This is a genomic window from Thalassotalea sp. Y01 (assembly GCF_012932945.1).
In the GTDB taxonomy this organism is placed as follows: domain Bacteria; phylum Pseudomonadota; class Gammaproteobacteria; order Enterobacterales; family Alteromonadaceae; genus Thalassotalea_A.
This window is the reverse complement of record NZ_JABBXG010000012.1, coordinates 1-19,681: the sequence shown is the minus strand read 5'-3', so window position 1 is coordinate 19,681 and position 19,681 is coordinate 1. Positions and strand designations below refer to the sequence as shown.

Genomic DNA, 19,681 nt, shown 5'->3' with positions numbered 1-19,681 from the left:
TGGCTATAACGATTTTTTTAATTGATACAGTAAATCAAGTGCTTGTCTGGGGCTCAAATTATCGATATCTAGGCTGTCTAGCTGCTCAATGATGGGATGTGCCTCATTAAACATATCGGCCTGCATCGCATCGCTTGGCGCTTGTGACAATATTGTTGGTTTTGCCTGGCTTTCTAGCTCACCTAAACGCTGCTTCGCGCGAGTTATGACGACTTTAGGTACACCGGCCAATTGCGCAACTTGCAAACCAAAACTTTTCGACGCTGCCCCTTCTTGCACTGCATGCATAAAGACAATAGAGTCGCCGTGCTCAATGGCATCTAAATGCACATTAGCAAGATTATCCATTTGCTCGGCCAATTCGGTTAATTCAAAATAATGACTGGCAAATAAGGTAAACGCTTTTGAGTTTAAAGCCAGATATTCGGCACAAGCCCAGGCTAACGATAAGCCATCGTAGGTGGATGTACCACGGCCTATCTCATCGAGCAGTACCAATGACTTATCCGATGCATTATTCAAAATATTGGCTGTCTCGGTCATTTCGACCATAAAGGTTGAACGGCCACTTGCCAGATCATCTGAGGCGCCAATACGGGTAAAGATGCGATCTACTATGCCTATGGTCGCGCTGTCGGCAGGGACAAAGCAGCCAACATGAGCTAGCAGGGTGATCAATGCGGTTTGTCGCATATAGGTTGATTTACCGCCCATATTTGGACCGGTAATGATCAACATTCGACGCTCGTTATTTAACTCCACAGGATTGGCGATAAAGGCGTCTTTACTGACTTGCTCAACCACTGGATGACGGCCAGCATTAATGTGTATGCCGGATTCATTGGTCAATGTTGGCTTTTGATAATTTAATGTTTGCGACCGTTCAGCAAAGGTATTTAGCACATCGAGTGTGGCGACCGATTGCGCACATGTCTGCAATTGTTCGATATGATCTGCGATAAGATCAAACAACTCATCATAGAGGCGCTTTTCTAAGGCCAAATAACGACTTTGCGCGGTTAAAACCTTCTCTTCGTGCGATTTTAACTCTTGGGTAATAAAGCGTTCGTTATTCTTTAAGGTTTGCCGGCGAATATAATGATCGGGCACATCTTGTGATTGGTTGCGGCTGATCTCAATATAAAAACCATGAACTTTATTGTAGCCAACCTTCAAGGTAGAGATACCGGTTTGCTCTCGCTCTTTGGCTTCTAATTGCTCAAGAAACTCGCTAGCGCCTTTGCTTAAACCGCGTAATTCGTCTAACTCGCTGTGATAACCTTCGGCAATCACCCCGCCGTCTCGTATTAATACCGGTGGGTTATCGATAATCGCTTCGCTCAACAATTGCTGAACATAGTCTATCGGTGTGACTTGCTCTGATAATCGCTGCATCAATGTAGATTGGCAAAGGCCGCTCAATTCATTGAGCTCGGGTAATAAGGTCAGTGCATTGCGCAATCGAGCAAAGTCTCGTGGGCGTGCACTGCGCAAGGCGATGCGTGAGACAATACGTTCGATATCGCCCATACCCTTAATGACATCAAATAAGTCTTCTTGGACATCGTTATCTAGGATGCTACTAATGGCGTCTTGACGTTGCGCTAAGGTATCGATATCGCGTAATGGAAAATGGAGCCAGCGTTTTAGTAGACGCGAGCCCATAGCCGAGGCGCTTTTATCAAGTACCGATGCCAAAGTGTTATCGACCGTACCTGATAGGTTGACGGTTAATTCAAGGTTTTTACGAGTTGCTGCGTCAAGAATAACGCCTTGTGAATAGGCTTCGGCTTTGATACTGCGAATATGTGGCAGCGCTGAACGTTGAGTATCTTTAACGTACTGTAATAAACAGCCTGCAGCACACAACCCAAGCGGGTAATCGTCAACACCATAGCCTGATAATGCCGTTGTTGAAAACTGCTCATTTAGCACTTTTTTAGCCGTTGCTAAATCGTATTCCCAATCTGGTCGGCGTCGACTGCCTTTGATTTGTTCAATGAGTGCTTGTTGACTAAATGATTCTGGATACAGCAACTCGGCTGGGTTCAATCGCTGCAATTCCGCCTGTAATTGTTCTTCTGTATTGGGTTCACAGATAACAAAGCGACCTGAGCTCATATCCAAGTAAGCAACACCAAAGCTATCTTTATGCTCAAATACCGAGACCAATAGATTATCATGCTTGTCTTCAAGCAAAGCCTCATCTGAAATAGTACCAGGGGTGATAATGCGCACGACTTTACGTTCGACCGGGCCTTTGCTGGTTGCTGGATCGCCTATTTGCTCACAGATAGCAACGGACTCGCCCAATTGCACTAATTTCGCTAAATAACCTTCTACCGCATGATAAGGGACACCGGCCATGGGGATGGCATTGCCGCCGGATTTACCACGTGCGGTCAGCGAGATATCAAGTAAGTCTGCGGCTTTTTTAGCGTCATCATAAAATAACTCGTAGAAGTCACCCATACGATAAAATAGCAGAATATGTTTAAATTCAGATTTTATGGTCAAATACTGCCGCATCATCGGCGTCGGATTGGTATTTTTTAAGAGATCGTCTGTCATTTATTAGCTTATTTTTATTGGCTTGGCCCTAAATTGTTAATGCCGGCAAAGGCTTAGGAATCGTGCTACGGGGCCGAGAAATATCTAGTGAAATTGGTAATCTAAAGATGTTAAAATAATCTACAGTAAAGCGCAAAGTTGTTTTGCTCTACAACGCATAAGCTTTGCCAAGTAAAACTACTGTATAAATACTGAATCCCACTGTTGTAAACACTGTTTCAAATCGTCTTTTAGTACTTTTTGCGAAACTAGAGTGTATTTTTTATCATTATATTTCAATGTTTTAGGCTGTATATTGAACGATTTAAAGAAAAAGGTGTTGATACTGTACGATTATACAGTATACTATTTCTCAACTACTGGATAAATTATAAAAATTACTGGAGACAACAATGGATGCGAATAAAGAAAAGGCGTTAGCCGCAGCATTAGGCCAAATCGAACGTCAATTCGGTAAAGGTTCAATCATGAAATTAGGTGAGAACCGCAGCATGGACGTTGAAACAGTATCGACTGGTTCATTATCGTTAGACGTCGCATTAGGCGCTGGCGGTTTACCTATGGGTCGTATCATTGAAATCTACGGTCCAGAATCAAGTGGTAAAACCACATTAACGTTAGAAGTTATTGCTGAAGCACAGCGCAACGGCAAAGTCTGTGCGTTTGTTGATGCTGAGCACGCACTAGACCCTATTTACGCTGAAAAGCTTGGTGTTAATATCGATAACTTACTTGTTTCGCAACCAGATACGGGTGAACAAGCGCTAGAGATATGTGACATGCTGACTCGTTCAGGCGCGGTTGACGTTATCGTAGTTGACTCGGTAGCGGCGTTAACACCAAAAGCAGAAATCGAAGGTGATATGGGTGATAGCCACATGGGTTTACAAGCTCGTATGTTGTCACAAGCTATGCGTAAACTTACCGGTAACTTGAAACAATCAAACACCATGATGATTTTCATTAACCAAATCCGTATGAAAATTGGTGTGATGTTCGGTAATCCAGAAACTACGACCGGTGGTAACGCACTTAAATTCTACGCGTCAGTACGTTTAGATATTCGTCGTATTGGTGCGGTAAAAGAGGGTGACCAAATTACCGGTAATGAAACGCGTGTTAAGGTTGTTAAAAATAAAATTGCACCACCATTCAAACAAGCTGAGTTCCAAATCATGTACGGTGAAGGTATCAACAACATTGGTGAGTTGATTGACTTAGGCGTACAACATAAGCTGGTTGAAAAAGCCGGTGCTTGGTATAGCTGTAATGGTGAGCGTATTGGTCAAGGTAAAGCCAATGCATGTAAATTTTTGAAAGAAAACACCGCAATGGCAAAAGATCTTGATGCCAAACTACGAGCGATGTTGTTAACGACAGTTAAGGACAGCGAAGAAGAAGCCGTTGAAGTTGAATAACATTCACGCTTAATCTTAAAGATAAAAAAACCGCTCTTTTGAGCGGTTTTTTTGTCTTATTATATAGTGGTGTAGTGATTAACCACCAATGTGTTGATTAAGAAAGTCGATGACTTTTTTGTTTGCTTTAACACGATTAGATTCGATTCTAAAACCATGGTATTCATCATCCACAAACAAGGTTTCCACCTTACGATCCATATCTTCTAATCGACTGGCTAAATCTTCAGCATGCTCGATTGGTGTGCGATCGTCCTCAGAGCCATGAATTAATAGCACCGGTGTTTTCAGTTTGTCTAAATTGTAATATGGCGATTGGCTACGCAATGTTTTTTCATCATCACTGATCGCTTCATTTAGATAGTCGGCACCATAGGCTGAGTCTGGAATGTCACCGCGATCGTAAGCCGCTTCTAGTTCAAATATACCAGCTGCTGCAATAGAACACTTATACAAGTCTGGTTCCACTATAGAGCTTTGTAGTGCCGAGTAAGCGCCAAAACTCCAACCGTAGATACATAGTTTGTTGGCATCTGCGATACCGCTATTTACAGCCCATTTTGTGGCATCAATGATGTCATATTGAATCTCGGTGCCCCATTTTTTATCACCCATGTGCATGAATTTTTCACCGAAACCGTCTGAGCCTCTAAAGTTAACTTGTAATACGGCAAAACCATTAGAAGTTAAGGTTTGTACGTGAGAATCATAGCCCCAATAGTCTCGTGCTCTTGGGCCACCGTGTGGCATAACGACCAATGGTAAGTTCTTGCCGTCAGTATTATTCGGTAAGCTAATATAGCCTAATAATTCAACACCATCTCTTGCTTTAAACCTAAACGGCTCCATTGCCGATAGTTCTTTTGACTCTAACCACTCATAGCTCTTGAACAAAAATTTCGCTTTGTTTTCAACCGTATCGTATAAATAGAAGGTACCAGGATTTCTATCACCGTGTGTTAAAACAACCACGGTTGAACCGTCTTGTGTGGTACTTGTGATATCAACAGAGTCACCTTTAAAAGACTTATAAAGAATTTGATGAACGTTGGCTAATGGTACTTTTTTAGTAAACATTAGGTAATTTGAATAATCTTCATCAATTTTAATGCCGTAAGGTACGCGGTCTCTGTCATAAAGCATACGGCTTATAACGGCGGTCTCACTTTTAAAAACCTTACTAGATTTTTTCTTTTTAAAGTTATACGAGTACAGGGTACCGTTGTCGCCATCATCAAAGTGGGTGTAGTAAAGTTTGTTATTGTCTGCGCTAAAACCGTAGACGTCGACTTTGTCTTCGGCAAAATTCACATCGATATCAAATGGGAAATCGCCCCATTCACCGCCAGGTTCACGGTAATATAGCAAAATATCGTCATATCCGACCGTGCCTTTTGCAAAACGTACTTCATTATTGTGATCAAGCCAGAATCTATTACCACGACCTGGTGATTTTATAATGCGTTTTTGCGCACCGGTATAAACGTTAAGACGAACTAACTCTGGTGCACGTTGTTCTTGATGACTTGCTCTTAGCCAAGGGCGAACCATAATTAAGATGTTATCGTCGTCGCCATCTAGGGTATCAACGACCGTGCCGTAACCACTGAAGGTTTTACGCTTTGATGTTGAGCTAACATCACCGTTATGATTATTTGAGAAGATAGGCTCGCGTCTACTACCATCGTAGTTTATGGCAAATAAACGACCGGTCAGTGCCTCTACGCCTAACGCACCGGTCTCAGTCAATAGCGAGACTACGACACGTTCGTTATTCACCCAGTGGTAATTACCGACACTTTCTTTACCTCCCATGATTAAGGTAAATACTAGCTTTTTGGATTCTGTCTCCATAAATGCCAATACATATTCGCCTTCATGATAGGTTCTAACGGCCAGATGTTTTCCATCTGGAGAAATTTTTGCTGAGGTGTACATAGGCTTTTTGGCATACTTAGCTAGCTCCGTTAGATCGGCAGCCGATGCTTGCGCTCCTATGAACATAAACAAGAATAGGGTAATAAACTTCTTCATAACTTCCCTTTTTATTATTTTGGAATGTGATTGTATTCTTGAAATCTTCAAGAAAGTGTTTCAATTTTACACACATTTAACATTTCTTTACAAATTGACGATGCATTTATTTTGATGGACGTCTAAACGTTTAGATGTTGACATTTCCAGATGGTTAAGTAGTATTAAGCACAATGCAATATGGGAAATAGTCGATGCCAATAAAGATACCGGATCAGTTGCCAGCGCTAGCGGTACTGGCGAATGAAAACATTTTTGTGATGTCGGAGAACCGAGCGATAAACCAAGATATTCGCCCGATGCAAGTTGCTATTATCAATTTGATGCCAAACAAGATAGAAACCGAAGTGCAAATATTGCGCATGCTTTCCAATACACCGCTACAGATCAATGTTGATTTAGTGCGGTTGCATTTAAACGAGTCAAAGAATACCCCTAAGGCACACATGGACGCGTTTTATGTATTGTTTGAAGACATTAAACACAAAAAATATGATGGTTTAATTGTCACTGGGGCACCACTTGGTCAGCTCGATTATCAACAAGTGACGTATTGGCCCAAAGTCGAAGAGGTATTTGCGTGGGCGGATGCCAATGTGACGTCGACTATGTATTCATGCTGGGCGGCTCATGCGGCGTTGTATTACCATTATGGCTTGCAACGTGAGTTGAGAGAGCAGAAATTATCCGGAGTGTATTTACATCAAACGCTTGACGATTTAGAGCCGCTAACACGCGGCTTTGATGAAGAATTTAAAGTGCCACATTCACGATATGGTGAAGTGCCAATAGTTGATTATCATTCTATTGACGGTTTAAACGTGCTTGCCGAATCGAACCAAGCCGGTGTCTATTTATCCGCCAGTCATGATAAAAAACATGTATTTGTTACAGGCCACCCGGAGTATGATGCAAGTACCTTAAAGGATGAATATCAACGAGACATCAGCGCGGGTATCGATGCCTTTATTCCAGTTAACTATTTTATCAATAATGATCTCGAGCAAAAGCCAAGCAATAGTTGGCGCAGCCATGGCTGTTTATTGTTTAGTAACTGGCTAAACTACTATGTATACCAAATTACCCCATACGAACTTAATAATTAACTCAAGGCGCAGCCTTTTACCTGCTTTTCGGAAGTAACAGTGAAATCAGCAACCAGCATTTTATTAGAGCAACAATTAGCTCAGCGTATCTTAGTTTTGGACGGTGCCATGGGCACGATGATCCAACAGCATAAGTTTGAAGAAAGTGATTATCGCGGTGAGCGTTTTGCCGATTGGCACTGTGACGTAAAAGGTAATAACGATTTATTGGTACTTAGCCAACCTGAAGTCATTGCTGATATTCATCGCCAGTATTTATTGGCCGGTGCCGATATTATAGAGACCAATAGCTTTAACTCAACCACCATCGCAATGGCAGATTACGACATGGAGTCGTTAAGTCGTGAGATTAACTTGGTATCAGCACAGATAGCAAGACGTGTAGCGGATGAAGTGACAGCGCAGCAGCCTCATAAACCTCGCTTTGTTGCAGGTGTGTTAGGGCCCACTAACCGTACCTGTTCAATTTCACCTGATGTCAACAATCCGGCATTTCGGAACGTCTCATTCAATGAGTTGGCCGAGGCGTATGTTGAGTCGACCGAAGCATTGATTGAGGGTGGCGCCGATATCATCATGATAGAAACCATCTTTGATACCCTTAATGCCAAGGCGGCCATTTTTGCCATTGAAGAGGTGTTTGCCAAACGTGGTGAGCGACTACCAATAATGGTATCAGGAACCATAACTGACGCATCGGGTCGTACCCTGTCGGGACAAACGACCGAAGCATTTTACAACTCTATGCGTCATGCCAATCCGATATCATTTGGTCTTAACTGTGCACTCGGTCCCGTTGAGCTGCGTCAATATGTTGAAGAGCTAAGCAATATCTCTGATTACGCGGTCAGTGCTCACCCAAATGCCGGTTTGCCTAATGCTTTCGGTGAATATGACTTCACCGTTGAGGACATGAATGCGCACATCAAAGAATGGGCCGAGTCTGGCTTTTTAAATATTGTAGGTGGCTGTTGTGGTACAACGCCTGAACACATTAAAGGCATCGCGGACACCGTAGCAAATATAAAACCACGACCTATTGCGCCTCGTAAAACGGCGTGTCGATTATCAGGTTTAGAAGCATTAACCATTAGTCAAGACAGTTTGTTCGTAAACGTAGGTGAGCGCACCAACGTCACCGGCTCGGCGATTTTTAGACGCCTTATTACCGAAGAAAAGTATGATGAAGCGATTTCTGTAGCTTTACAACAAGTTGAGAATGGCGCACAAATCATCGATATCAATATGGATGAAGGCATGCTTGATAGTCAGGGCGCCATGGTTAAGTTTTTGAACTTAATTGCCGGTGAGCCTGATATAGCTAAAGTACCTATCATGTTGGATTCGTCTAAATGGGAAATCATTGAAGCCGGGTTGCAGTGTATTCAAGGTAAAGGCATCGTTAATTCCATTTCATTAAAAGAAGGCGAGCAAATATTCCGCCACCAGGCGGAGCTTATTCGTCGTTACGGTGCGGCGGTTATCATCATGGCTTTTGATGAAGTAGGGCAAGCGGATACGAAACAACGCAAAGTGGAAATTTGTACTCGAGCCTACAATATTTTGGTTAATGAACTGAACTTTCCACCGGAAGATATTATTTTCGATCCAAATATTTTCGCCATTGCCACAGGTATTGAAGAGCATAATAACTACGCTGTCGACTTCATTGAAGCAACCAAAGTTATCAAAGACACCTTGCCTTATGCCATGGTGTCTGGTGGTGTATCTAATGTGTCTTTCTCGTTTCGTGGTAATAACCCAGTGCGAGAGGCGATTCATGCGTCGTTTTTATATCACGCCATTAAAAACGGTATGGACATGGGGATTGTTAACGCTGGCCAATTAGCCATATATCAAGACATTCCTGAAAACCTATTAAAGGCGGTTGAAGACGTCGTACAAAACAGTGATGACGGCGCAACCGAGCGCTTGCTTGATGTCGCCGAGGAGTTTCGCGGTCAAGCTGGTAGCAAAACCAATACGGTTGATTTAGCGTGGCGTGAATTGCCCGTAAAAGAACGTTTGCAGCATGCCTTAGTCAAAGGCATTAATGAATTTATCGTCGAAGATACCGAACAAGCTCGTGTTGAAGCGAGCAGACCATTGGACGTTATCGAAGGGCCATTGATGGATGGCATGAACGTAGTAGGCGATTTATTTGGTGAAGGGCAAATGTTCCTACCGCAGGTGGTAAAATCCGCTCGTGTTATGAAACAAGCTGTCGCCCACTTACAACCGTATATTGAAGCCGAAAAAACCGAAGCCTCAACCAATGGTAAAGTGCTGTTAGCAACCGTTAAAGGCGATGTGCACGATATTGGTAAAAACATCGTCGGTGTGGTGTTGCAATGCAATAATTATCAGGTTATCGACTTAGGAGTGATGGTGTCCTGCGATAAGATATTGCAGGTAGCAAGAGATGAAAACGTCGATATAATCGGTCTGTCTGGCTTGATCACACCAAGCTTAGATGAAATGGTTCACGTTGCTAAAGAGATGCAGCGTCTCGACTTTGACTTACCTTTATTGATCGGTGGCGCAACGACATCTAAAGCCCATACCGCCGTTAAAATAGAGCAGCAATATCAACATCCTGTGGTCTATGTGCCAAATGCATCGCGCTCAGTATCCGTGGTTAACTCATTGCTGACACCAGAGTTGAAAGGCGATCTCGTTGCTAAAATCGACAAAGAATACGAAACCGTGCGTGCACGCCACAATAAAAAGGGGCCACGCAGCGATTTGTCGACCTTTGATGAGGCGAAAGCCAATAAATTTTCCTTATCTTTCGACCAGTACACACCACGTAAACCAAACAAAACCGGTGTCACGGTATTAGATAATCTGGATTTAAATGAAGTTAGAAAGTACATCGACTGGACACCGTTTTTCTTAACCTGGCAATTGTCCGGCAAGTATCCGAAAATTCTTGAACATGAGCTTATAGGCGAAGAAGCAAGAAAGCTGTTCGCCGATGCAAATGCGATGATAGATCGGGTTATCGCCGATAAGAAGCTGCAAGCCAAGGCGGTTATTGGTTTGTTTCCAGCAGCCAGTATCGGTGAAGATATAGAAGTATATAGTGCTGATGACAAAAGCCATCGATTGACAACATTGCGCAACCTTCGTCAACAAACGAAAAAGAAAGCAGGGCAATATAACCGTTGTTTAGGTGATTATATTGCCAGTAAAGACAGCGCTATTGACGACTACATTGGTGCCTTTGCGGTGTCTTCTGGCTTTGGTGCGGATGAGCTGGTGGCTGAATATGATGCTAAGCACGATACGTACAATTCCATTTTATTAAAAGCAGTGGCAGATCGTTTAGCTGAAGCGTCAGCCGAATATTTGCACGAACGTGTGCGCAAAGAGTTTTGGGGTTATGCCAGCGATGAAAACTTTGATAACGAAGCGCTTATTCGCGAATCTTATCAAGGCATACGCCCTGCGCCTGGCTATCCTGCTTGTCCAGAACATACCGAAAAACGTACCTTATGGGAGTTGCTCGATGTTGAGACCAATATCGGTATGGAGCTGACCTCTAGTTTTGCCATGTGGCCAGGTGCTGCGGTGAGCGGTTGGTACTTTGCCCACCCAGACAGTAAATATTTTGCTGTCGCGAAAATCGATAAGCAACAAGCGCAAAGTTATGCGCAGCGAAAAGGTATGACCTTAGCCGATGCAGAAAAGTGGCTAGCGCCTAACTTGGATTACGAGCAGTAACATTATTTTTCAAGGGGTCAGATCACTTGATAAATATTAACAATGTCATATGTTCAAGTGATCTGACCCCTTGAAAGCAAAATCAACCAATCACACAGTAAAAAAGGGCATCGAATGATGCCCTTTTTGTTGTCTTACTCTTCCACTGTGACTAGTTAATTTTATTGATATCCGCTGCTGGACCTTGTTTTGCCATAGGCTTGGCATTAAGAGGCTTAATTGGTTGGCTTTTAAGCTTGTTCAATAAGTACTCGATACCAGCATCTAGCTGCGCGTCACTGCCCATAAACGTTGCATACGGCAGGTTCTCTACTTCGATATCAGGTGAGACACCCGTTCCTTCAACAACCCATTCACCTTGCAGTGAGTATTGTGGCAGTTCGGCAACACGAGCCATTCCATTGTCGGTTAAACGGTTGCGACCGGTTAGCCATACACCTGCACCAGAGGTTTGTTTACCAATAAGCGGTGCAAGCCCAAGTGATTTAATGCCCGCTGAAAAGGTTTCACCGTCAGAGTAGGTTAACTGATCGGTTAGCACGACAAGGTGACCGCGGAATGTTTGCTGCATATTTGTGTAAGGAGCACTATTGCGCTCTTGCCAAAACATCCACGCTTGACGTAGTAGCTTTTCAATAATCCAACTGTCAATGTTACCACCTCGATTACGTCGTACATCAATGATCAAGGCGTCTTTATCAAAATTAGCATAAAACTCACGAGCAAAACTGTTGATATCATTGGCGGTCATCGCATTCATATGTAGGTAACCAATATCACTGTTGCTGCTAGCAACTTTATTGCGATTGTGATCAACCCAATCAAGATAACGCAGGGCGGCGTCCGTGCGCGCCGAAGTTGGCACCACGACTGTTTTGTGCGTCTTACCGTTGCGCGCTAGTGTCAATAGCACTTGTTTTTTCGCTTGGTTACGCAACGCTTGGTGCATCTCAACCAAGCTATTCACTTTTTTATTGTTGATGTGGGTAATGACATCCCCTTCAGCGGCATTTACTTCAGCCTTGGCAAGCGGTGCCGCAAAGGCTGGTAAGTCTTTATCGCCATCGTAAATGTCGTCAATCAATACACCGTTTTTCACTTCACTAAAACGAGCACCTAAGGTACTGCCTTTGGCGGAGTCTTTATCGATTGGCACATCGCCGCCACGCACTTGTGAGTGCAAAGCGTTTAACTCGCCCATCATTTGCGCAAAAATATCATTTAATTCGCTACGTGCGGTAATGCGGTCAACTAATGGTTGGTACTTTTTCTTGGTTGCTGCCCAGTCTAGACCGCGCATATTGGCATCAAACAAAAATTCTCGGTGCATTAGCCATGCATCTTGGAACATTTGTTGCCACTCATCCGCTGGGGAGAACGCCATTTGCCAGTGATTCGAGTTTATTTTCGATTTTTTCAGATCTTTTGGGGCTTTGGCATTGGCATCAACGATGTATGTTTCCACCACATCTTTTGCGCGCTTGGCAAACAAGATTTGTTCACCATTAGCAGCCAGTTGATATCCAAGTACACCGCCAGCAAAGGTTTCAGGCTTCGGCTCGATGTTGTCAAACTTAATGTACTTAATATTTTTCGCCGAACCGGCGTTCTCTAATACATACAAGCCTTTTTTACTTGCCGCAAGTGACGAGTAATTATTATTCGATACAGGCACTTGATACAACTTATCAGTTATGCCCTCCCAGTTGATGCTGACACTCTTGCTTTGTTTTTTGCTGTCTTTGTTGTCGTCTTTAGCATCTTTGCTTTTGCTGCCATTAACCTTGTCTAATTCCGTTGGTTTGCTAAACGGGAATTTGTCATCCTTGGTTAAGGCGTAGGCGAATATTTGTCCGCGCTTATCAAACGCTGGTCCCATATTACGATCACCCCATGGTGAACGTGGATTAGAGCTAAAGTGTCTGTTGGAAATAAAGTACAACCATTTACCATCAGCTGAGAAGGTCGGCGAGAAAGCTTCGTATTTATCGGAAGTAAGAAATTGCTCTTTATCGCCCGCCAGTGAATACAAGCGTATGCTAGAGCGTTGACGATCAACATGGCTGCCAGCAAAGGCAATTAGCTTGCTATCTGCAGACCAAGTGACCGAATCAAAGGCGCTAAAACCGCCGCCATTTTCTGCTATTTTTTGGTTCTTTTGTGTTTTTAGGTTAAGCAACCACAAGTTACCATCACGGTCATCATGGGCTAAATAGTTACCATTTGGTGATGGGTAAAGATTCCAACGAAAGCTACCACCGTCTTTGGTTAATTGTTTGCCTTGGCCTGATCCATCAGCGGCAAAGCGCCAGATTTCGTTTTCGCCACTGGCATCATTAATGGCGTAAACATATTTGCCATCAATGGATAAAACTGCAGAACGCGTGCGACTTTGTGCTGGCGTATCGATTTCAACCAAACGAGTATTATTTAAGCCAGCCACCGCCAGTTTGCCACGAGCGGTGATAACGACTTTTTTAGCCTTGCCTGCGATGGCGGCGTTATTAAAGTACTTCATCGGCTTGTTTTCCCAGCGCTCTTGGCGCTCGGCAAAGTCTGATACAAGAGAAATATCTAATGTTTTGTCAGTGTTGTTATCCAGATTAAACTGATGGATATCCGCACCTAATTGATAGACAACTTGGTTGCCTTGATTTGAGGCAAGGCGAATTTCCCAATCTTGATGTTTGGTCAGTTGTTGTTTGTTATTGCCATCAAAGTCCATTGACCACAAATTATCACTGCCACTGATGTCGGAGATAAAGATAACTTTGTCTTTATACACCATAGGCTCGCGTACTGATGCCATATGACCTTTGGTCAACGGTGTGGCTTCTTGTTTCGAGTTTAATGCCCAACGCCAGATTTGACCTTGTGCACCACCTCGGTAAACTCGCGAGTTGTCGCCAGTTACTTGCAAACCAAAACGGGTAAAAAATAGATATTTACCATCGCTGCTCACCGCACCCTCGATGGCGTCAGATAATGGCAGTTCGGTGGTTTTCAAAGTGTTTGGATTAACGGTTTTAAGCGTCCAATAATTGGCTGGGCCAAAACCAGATGTGGTGGCATAAATTACTTCGCCTTCATGACTCCAGCCTTGAACACGAACGCGCGCATTTTCAAAGGTCAGTCGTTTTGGTTGACCGCCATTGATTGGCATTGTGTAGGCTTCAAACGTTCCTTGGTAATTGGCAATGTATGCAATAGACTGGCCATCAGGGGAAATACTGGCCATGGTCTCTTCACTTTCGTGAGTGGTTAAACGTTTGGCTGTTCCTACATTGGTATAGGTGTGCCATAAATCACCTTCGGCAGTAAAAACGACAGAATTATCATGGATGCTCGGCGCGCTGAAATAGCCAAGCTTATTGTCGGCTGCGGTAGTGGCTGAGGCGAATGCCATCAAACATAGGGCGATTGATTTTTTCAATTTCATAATATCCCTTAAAAACGATCTCTTGTTATTTTGAGCGCTTAGCGCTGATTATAATTGTGAATTTTTATTGACCCGATTGTAGCTTGTAAAGTTGTTAATTTGTCAAAAATTAAAGGTTTTTTACATTTTTTCTCTGCCAAGTAGCAAAAGCATGGCGGCGCTACCTGTTTTTTTATTTTTATGTAGGTAAAATAGGCCAGTTTTCAATCATAAAAACAGGATACTCGTGTCAGACGATTTAGCGCCAGTTATTAACAAGGAAGTCAAAAAAGCCGCGTATAACTATTTGGCAAGGCGAGAACATTCATGTCATGAGCTTAGGCAAAAGCTCAAACAGAAAGATTTTGAATTGGATGATATTAACCTTGTTTTAGAAAAACTGATTGAACATGATATTCAAAGCGATCTTCGATATGCACAATGTGTTATCAGGCAACGCCTTGCAAAAGGCTACGGTCGTACCTATATCAGTAACGAATTAAAACAAAAAGGGCTTGCTTCAGATATCTCAAGTCAGGCCTTTGCCAGCGAACCAGTAGACTGGTTTGAATTGGCACAACAGGTTTATCATAAGCGTTTTGGCGATGTGCCAATTCGTGATCAAAAAGATAAAGCCAAACGAGTAAGATTTTTGCAATATCGTGGTTTTGATTTTGAACAAATCAGTGCCACGATGACACTAGACTAAATTGGACGATGAAAATGATTAAATCCAGTGCCCAAATAAGACAGGCATTTTTAGACCATTTTGCTAAAGAGCAACACCAAGTCGTAGCAAGCAGCTCACTGGTGCCGGGTAATGACGCGACCTTGTTGTTTACCAACGCTGGAATGGTGCAATTTAAAGATGCCTTTCTGGGTGCGGAACAGCGCAGTTATACTCGCGCAACATCGTCGCAACGCTGTGTTCGCGCCGGCGGTAAACATAATGACCTAGAAAACGTCGGGTATACCGCTCGTCACCATACCTTTTTTGAAATGTTAGGTAACTTTAGTTTTGGTGATTATTTCAAGCATGATGCGATTCGTTTTGCTTGGTCATTCTTAACGGAAACCTTGCAGTTGCCAGTGGATAAACTATTGGTCACCATTTATGACACCGATGATGAAGCGTTTGCTCTTTGGAACGAAGACATTGGCGTGCCAGCGGACAGGATCATACGCATTGGTGATAAGCAAGGTGGTAAGAAGTTCGAATCGGATAACTTCTGGTCGATGGGTGATACTGGTCCATGTGGTCCTTGTACAGAAATTTTCTATGATCACGGTGAACATATCTGGGGTGGTCCTCCAGGTACGCCTGAAGAAGACGGTGACCGTTTCATCGAAATCTGGAACTTGGTATTTATGCAGTTTAATCGCCATGCTGATGGCACCATGGAACCACTGCCAAAGCCGTCAGTTGATACTGGTATGGGGCTTGAGCGTATTGCTGCCATTATGCAAGGTGTTCACTCCAACTATGAAATTGATATTTTTCAAGGCTTGATTAAAGCCACCGCCGAGTTGCTAAATGTCGATGATTTAGATAACAAATCATTGCGCGTTATTGCCGATCACATTCGTTCATGTAGCTTTTTAATTGCTGATGGTGTGATGCCATCGAACGAAGGTCGCGGCTATGTATTGCGCCGTATTATTCGTCGTGCAATTCGTCATGGTCACATCATGGGTGCCAAAGATGTGTTCTTCTATAAATTAGTTGCTGCTCTTATCGAGCAAATGGCTGACGCATACCCTGAGCTTGTTCAGCAACGCAGTGTGCTAGAAAAAATCCTTAAGGTGGAAGAAGAGCAATTTCGCAGAACCCTTGACCGTGGTATGAATTTATTAAGCGATGTCATTGCCAACCTGAAAGGCAAAACCATTGATGGCAAAGATGTCTTCAAACTTTACGACACCTATGGTTTCCCAGCGGATTTAACCGCCGATATCGCCCGTGAAAACAACATTGAAATCGACCAATCAGGTTTCGACAAAGAAATGCAGGCACAGCGCGAACGTGCGCAAAAAGCCAGTAACTTTGGTTCAGATTACAATGAGTCGTTAAAGTCAGATAAAACCTCGCATTTTGAGGGATACGACAAGCACCGTTATAACGCCACGATTGTTGAAGTGTTCAACAGTGATGGCGTGGTAAATACACTTAAAGCCGGTGAGAAAGGTGTCGTGGTTCTAGATAACACGCCGTTCTACGCAGAATCTGGTGGTCAGGTTGGCGATACGGGTACCATCACGACCGATGCTGGTGTATTTGTTGTTAGCGATACGCAAAAGTTAGGCAATGCTATTGCTCATCACGGTCAAGCGCAAGCGGATATTCAGCTTAACGCTGCTGCTGAAGCCATCATTGACTCTGAGCGTCGCAATAACATCATCAAAAATCACTCAGCGACACATTTATTACACTCAGCATTACGTACCGTATTGGGTGATCACGTGACGCAAAAAGGGTCTTTGGTTGATGATCAAAAGTTACGTTTTGACTTCTCACATTTTGAAGGTGTAACCGCTAAAGAATTGCGTCAAGCCGAACGTATGGTTAATGAAGAAATTCGTAACAATCATCCGCAACACGCTGAAAATATGCATATCGATACCGCCAAAGAAAAGGGCGCGATGGCTTTATTTGGTGAAAAGTATGAAGATGAAGTACGAGTTGTCACCTTAGGCTGCACCTCTACTGAGCTTTGTGGTGGTGTGCATGTTGAGCGTACCGGTGATATTGGTGTCTTTAAAATCGTATCGGAAGGTGGTATCGCCGCCGGTATTCGTCGTATTGAAGCGGTAACCGCGGATGTGGCTCTTGATTTTATTGATGCTCAAGCTGACAAATTAGCCGCGATTGCGGGCATGGTTAAGTCAGATGCCGCGAACACCTTGACAAAAGTCGAGCAGGTTATTGGTAAATCAAAACAGCTGGAAAAAGACATCACCACTTTGAAGCAAAAACTAGCCGCTGCAGCAGGCACTGATTTGCTATCGCAAGCTATTGATATCAATGGTGTTAAAGCATTGATTGCCGATGTTGAAGGCAGTGATCCAAAAGCATTACGAGATATGGTTGACGATCTGAAAAATAAAATGGGATCTGGCGTTGTTATGTTGGCACTGGCCAATAACGGCAAAGTGAACCTTATTGCGGGTGTTACCAAAGATCTAATCGGCAAAGTTAAAGCCGGTGATTTAGTGAAAATGGTTGCCGAGCAAGTTGGTGGTAAAGGCGGTGGACGTCCTGATATGGCTCAAGCCGGCGGTAGTCAACCTGAGAATATAGCGCCAGCGCTTGCCAGTGTTGAGTCTTGGCTAGCAGACAAGTTGTAATGGACGTAACTGCTTAATGGCAATCGTTGTACAAAAATATGGGGGAACCTCTGTAGGTTCCCCTTCTCGTATAGAGAAAGTGGCAGAGCAAATCATTGCCACGAAAAATCAAGGGCACTCTGTGGTCGTGGTCGTTTCTGCTATGGCTGGAGATACCAATCGCCTAGTTGATTTAGCGTCTCAAGTCGACCAAAACCCATCTCCTCGAGAATTAGATATGTTACTTGCTGCAGGTGAGCAAGTGTCTATTTCGCTGTTGTCGATGGCGCTTATTAAGCGAGGTTATTCAGCTATCTCGTTGCTAGCACATCAGGCTGGGATTCATACCAATAACCGATTCAATAAAGCGCGCATTAAAGACATCGATACTCGGCGCATGTTAATCGAACTTCAGCAAGGCCATGTGGTGGTCGTTGCTGGTTTTCAAGGCATGGACAGTGAAGGCAATGTCACCACGTTGGGGCGAGGCGGTTCAGATACAACGGCGGTAGCAATTGCCAGTGCATTACATGCTAAAGAGTGCCAAATATTTACCGATGTTGATGGCGTCTACACCACAGATCCTAGAATCGAGGCCAGCGCGAAAAAACTCGATCATGTCAGTTTTGAAGAGATGCTGGAAATGGCCAGTTGTGGTGCAAAAGTACTGCAACCTAGATCCGTAGAATTTGCCGGACAAAATAAAATGCCGTTGCGGGTGCTGTCGAGTTTTACCGATGGTGATAGCGATGGCACGCAGATTTGTTATGAGCCAGAAGTTGATCGTCAACATCCGGTCACAGCGATTGCATGTCAAGACGATGAAATACTGTTCTCGGTTAAATCAATGCTGCCACTTAGCGAGCTCAGAACACGTTTGTTCGCCGAGTTGGCCGAAGCTGATGTCGAAATTGATATGATTTCTCATCAAGCTAGTGCGCAATCAAAGGATCTTAATTTTACTATCGCACGTAAGGACTTGGTAGCCGCAGAGGATATCTGTAAAGAATTCGTCAGCGTGAAACTTATTAGTGCTTACCACTGTCTTAAACAATTGAGCAAGGTATCTGTGATAGGTAATGGGATGCGTTCTCATTGTGGCGTAGCGGCAGGTGTGTTCGCGACTTTGCAGCAACAGGCCATCGATGTGTTTTTAGTCTCTACCGCAGAAATAAAATTGTCGGTACTGATGAAACAATGCGATGCGCGGCTTGCGATTAGCTCATTAACTAAAAAGTTTAATTTAAATGACTAGTTTTATTAGGCTTTTAGGATATTTTTGCTAAATTTACTCTTAGTGGTAGGGAAAATAAATCAGTGCTGTTCATCGGCTACTGATTCTTGTTAATATACCGCTTGATTTCTGACAAAATGAAAAGGGAGCAGTAGGATGCTTATTTTAACACGTAGAGTTGGTGAAACTCTTATGGTAGGTGATGACGTAACTGTCACCGTTTTAGGGGTCAAAGGGAACCAAGTTCGCATTGGTGTCAATGCGCCGAAAGAAGTTTCTGTACATCGTGAGGAAATCTACATGAGAATCCAAGCCGAAAAGGGCGATCCGGATTCTGTAGGCAACCAATAATCTTTCTCAATAGCAAAGGGCGTCACGTTACATTACGTTAATGCGTTGTAACCCTTTCATGCATTTGGGCTCGAAAAATATGCTGTCTGTTTGAAATATCAGCAATCAGTAAAAAAGACGAAAAAATCCGTTGACATATTTTTCCAATCCATTAATATGCACGCCATCGAAACGGTGAGGTGGCCGAGAGGCTGAAGGCGCTCCCCTGCTAAGGGAGTATACAGTTTGTAGCTGTATCGAGGGTTCGAATCCCTCCCTCACCGCCATTCGATAATAGATTGCGGACACGTAGCTCAGCTGGATAGAGTACCTGGCTACGAACCAGGCGGTCGCAGGTTCGACTCCTGCCGTGTCCGCCACTTTTCTCAAAGTGGTTAAATAAATGAGAGTGAGGTATCACTTTAATCTACCGACCGCGGACACGTAGCTCAGCTGGATAGAGTACCTGGCTACGAACCAGGCGGTCGCAGGTTCGACTCCTGCCGTGTCCGCCACTATT

Annotated in this window: 10 protein-coding genes and 3 tRNA genes; 10 read left to right on the top strand and 3 right to left on the bottom strand. The window is 43.6% G+C overall.

Annotated features, from left to right (window positions below; genetic code table 11):
* Window positions 1-3 precede the first annotated feature (3 nt).
* Window positions 4-2,571 (bottom strand): DNA mismatch repair protein MutS, encoded by a 2,568-nt coding sequence (gene mutS / locus HII16_RS15015; RefSeq protein ID WP_169131392.1) that lies wholly within the window; start codon window positions 2,569-2,571, stop codon window positions 4-6.
* 392 nt (window positions 2,572-2,963) lie between these two features.
* Between mutS and recA the strand changes: the two genes are divergently transcribed.
* Entirely contained in the window at window positions 2,964-3,989 is a 1,026-nt protein-coding gene (recA, locus tag HII16_RS15010) for a recombinase RecA (RefSeq protein WP_169131390.1), read from the top strand.
* Window positions 3,990-4,067: 78 nt separating this feature from the next.
* Here recA and HII16_RS15005 read toward each other — a convergent pair whose 3' ends face one another.
* Window positions 4,068-6,023 (bottom strand): prolyl oligopeptidase family serine peptidase, encoded by a 1,956-nt coding sequence (locus HII16_RS15005; RefSeq protein ID WP_169131388.1) that lies wholly within the window; start codon window positions 6,021-6,023, stop codon window positions 4,068-4,070.
* A gap of 194 nt (window positions 6,024-6,217) precedes the next feature.
* On the opposite strand from HII16_RS15005, the gene metA reads away from it, so the two are divergent.
* Together metA and metH are read left to right on the top strand one after the other, a co-directional pair.
* Entirely contained in the window at window positions 6,218-7,129 is a 912-nt protein-coding gene (gene metA, locus HII16_RS15000; RefSeq protein WP_169131386.1) for a homoserine O-succinyltransferase, read from the top strand.
* A 39-nt stretch (window positions 7,130-7,168) separates the two neighbouring features.
* Window positions 7,169-10,855, top strand: coding sequence for a methionine synthase (gene metH, locus HII16_RS14995; protein WP_169131384.1), 3,687 nt, complete (start codon window positions 7,169-7,171; stop codon window positions 10,853-10,855).
* Window positions 10,856-11,006: 151 nt separating this feature from the next.
* On the opposite strand, the gene HII16_RS14990 is transcribed toward metH, so the two are convergent.
* A complete protein-coding gene (locus HII16_RS14990; RefSeq protein ID WP_169131382.1) occupies window positions 11,007-14,294 on the bottom strand; it encodes a S41 family peptidase in 3,288 nt (1,095 codons plus the stop codon).
* A 226-nt stretch (window positions 14,295-14,520) separates the two neighbouring features.
* On the opposite strand from HII16_RS14990, the gene HII16_RS14985 reads away from it, so the two are divergent.
* From HII16_RS14985 to HII16_RS14955, 7 genes are all read left to right on the top strand, one after another.
* A complete protein-coding gene (locus tag HII16_RS14985; protein WP_211183534.1) occupies window positions 14,521-14,982 on the top strand; it encodes a regulatory protein RecX in 462 nt (153 codons plus the stop codon).
* A 14-nt stretch (window positions 14,983-14,996) separates the two neighbouring features.
* The gene (alaS, locus tag HII16_RS14980) at window positions 14,997-17,618 is read left to right on the top strand and encodes an alanine--tRNA ligase (protein WP_169131380.1); all 2,622 of its coding nucleotides are present in this window, start codon (window positions 14,997-14,999) and stop codon (window positions 17,616-17,618) included.
* A gap of 16 nt (window positions 17,619-17,634) precedes the next feature.
* The gene (locus tag HII16_RS14975) at window positions 17,635-18,852 is read left to right on the top strand and encodes an aspartate kinase (RefSeq protein WP_169131378.1); all 1,218 of its coding nucleotides are present in this window, start codon (window positions 17,635-17,637) and stop codon (window positions 18,850-18,852) included.
* Window positions 18,853-18,987: 135 nt separating this feature from the next.
* The gene (gene csrA, locus HII16_RS14970) at window positions 18,988-19,182 is read left to right on the top strand and encodes a carbon storage regulator CsrA (protein WP_135439374.1); all 195 of its coding nucleotides are present in this window, start codon (window positions 18,988-18,990) and stop codon (window positions 19,180-19,182) included.
* Between the two features lie 173 nt (window positions 19,183-19,355).
* Window positions 19,356-19,448 (top strand) — tRNA-Ser (locus HII16_RS14965).
* Window positions 19,449-19,464: 16 nt separating this feature from the next.
* Window positions 19,465-19,541: transfer RNA gene (locus tag HII16_RS14960), tRNA-Arg, on the top strand.
* A gap of 58 nt (window positions 19,542-19,599) precedes the next feature.
* Window positions 19,600-19,676, top strand: a tRNA-Arg gene (locus tag HII16_RS14955).
* Window positions 19,677-19,681 lie beyond the last annotated feature (5 nt).

Bases quoted from the DNA above. Each gene is read 5' to 3' on its own strand.
- mutS (WP_169131392.1), bottom strand. From the start codon at position 2,571: ATGACAGACGATCTCTTAAAAAATACCAATCCGACGCCGATGATGCGG.
- recA (WP_169131390.1), top strand. From the start codon at position 2,964: ATGGATGCGAATAAAGAAAAGGCGTTAGCCGCAGCATTAGGCCAAATC.
- HII16_RS15005 (WP_169131388.1), bottom strand. From the start codon at position 6,023: ATGAAGAAGTTTATTACCCTATTCTTGTTTATGTTCATAGGAGCGCAA.
- metA (WP_169131386.1), top strand. From the start codon at position 6,218: ATGCCAATAAAGATACCGGATCAGTTGCCAGCGCTAGCGGTACTGGCG.
- HII16_RS14990 (WP_169131382.1), bottom strand. From the start codon at position 14,294: ATGAAATTGAAAAAATCAATCGCCCTATGTTTGATGGCATTCGCCTCA.
- alaS (WP_169131380.1), top strand. From the start codon at position 14,997: ATGATTAAATCCAGTGCCCAAATAAGACAGGCATTTTTAGACCATTTT.
- HII16_RS14975 (WP_169131378.1), top strand. From the start codon at position 17,635: ATGGCAATCGTTGTACAAAAATATGGGGGAACCTCTGTAGGTTCCCCT.
- csrA (WP_135439374.1), top strand. From the start codon at position 18,988: ATGCTTATTTTAACACGTAGAGTTGGTGAAACTCTTATGGTAGGTGAT.